This window comes from Pseudoalteromonas sp. Z1A6, from assembly GCF_011378745.1.
GTDB lineage: Bacteria > Pseudomonadota > Gammaproteobacteria > Enterobacterales > Alteromonadaceae > Pseudoalteromonas > Pseudoalteromonas arctica.
In genome coordinates, this window is sequence record NZ_WTKW01000561.1 from 1 (window position 1) to 1579 (window position 1579).

1 protein-coding gene is annotated in these 1579 nt (G+C 37.9%); it reads right to left on the reverse strand.

Features of this window, described 5'->3' with window-relative positions; all coding sequences use genetic code 11:
* Positions 1–158: 158 nt before the first annotated feature.
* On the reverse strand, positions 159–1448 hold the full coding sequence (locus tag GQR46_RS19470; RefSeq protein ID WP_165742189.1) for an alkaline phosphatase: 1290 nt from the start codon (positions 1446–1448) through the stop codon (positions 159–161).
* Between the last annotated feature and the right edge of the window lie 131 nt (positions 1449–1579).

Here is a 1579-nt window from a genome sequence, read left to right on the forward strand (position 1 = left end):
CCAATTCGCTTAATTAAGTGATCTATTTTGAGGGAAGAAAATCGTGTTGATAACAAGGCAAAAATTTCGTTATTTAGTTGTTCTATATCAGAAATTTTTAACGTAGTTAACGTCAGATTTAACCCCTCAAATTGATTAAGTATTATTGCGGATTGGTATTACTGTTCAATAAAGCCAATTAGCTTATCGGCAATATCAGTATTATTTTGTGAGCCAATAAATTGCTCACTGCCTTTGCCATAGGCAAATACTTGAACGTCTACAGCGGTGTGTCCGCCGGTTGTCCAGCCAGTAAAGCTCGCATCACTAATAATACTTTTAACAGCTAAATTAAGCGCTTTTTCGCCCATTTTTTTAGCTTGCTCAAGTTTGATTTGGTTTTCGGTTGTAAATTCAATATTGGTGTTAGCAGTCCATACTGGTTTTAAGTCTTTAGACTCCATAAGTTTGTCTGTTAACTTACTAGCAGTTGCCTTAACACCCTTAATTACGTCTGTTTCCCATTTAAATTGGCCGTGCGAACCAATAGTTAAGCCGCCCGTTGAGTGATCGGCTGTAACTACAAGTATAGTGTCTTTATTTTTATCAACGTACGCTTTTGCTTTTTCGATTGATTTAGCAAAGTCGTCCATTTCAGCCATCGCACAGGCTATATCGTTAGAGTGACCACACCAATCAATTTGGCTTCCCTCAATCATCACAAAAAAGCCTTCTTCGTTCTGGTTATCTAGTAAACCAAGCGCTTTAGATGTTAACTGAGTAAGGCGAGTTGGGTTCATATCAAGTGCAAATGGCAGGCCTTTGCTTGCATACAAACCAATGGCAGGTATTTGTGTGATTTGGCCCAGATTATTAATATCGTCGCCATATTGATAACCTGCCGCTTTAAATTCTTCAACTAAATTACGGTCATCTCGAATAAAATATTTAGTACCGCCACCTAGCATTAAATCAACGGGTAATTTACCAGCAATCTTATTATCAATATAATCGTTGGCAATATCATCGTAGTTGTAACGAGATTCATTGTGAGCTGTAAAGCTAGCAGGTGTTGCATGGTTTATTTGTGACGTTACAACAAGCGCTGTTGTCATACCACGCTCTTTTGCTATTTCAAGCATAGTTTTAACTGGTTTTTTGTCTGTATCTACACCAACCGCGCCATTATAACTTTTATGACCGCTACTAAGCGCTGTAGCACCCGCTGCACTGTCTGTTACATAAGTATGGTCGTCAGGGTAGGTATGCGCCATGCCTTTTAAAATAGTGTCAAAAACCGTGCCTTCTACTTCTTTTGTTGCAGGGTCATCTTTAAAATAGCGATAAGCCGTGGTGTAAGCCGGACCCATGCCGTCACCAATCATATAAATTACATTTTTAGGTGCTGATTCTGCGTAAGCACCAGAAGCGGTGCATAAAAGTGCCAATAAGCTGATCTGTTTTTTCATGGTTGTACCTTATGAGTGTACCTTATTTAATAGCCGCTGATATTGTATACAGATAGGATGATAAATAAATGAATATCTGAGATATTTATAATTTATACTTTGATTTTATATACATAGAATTGTAGTTAACG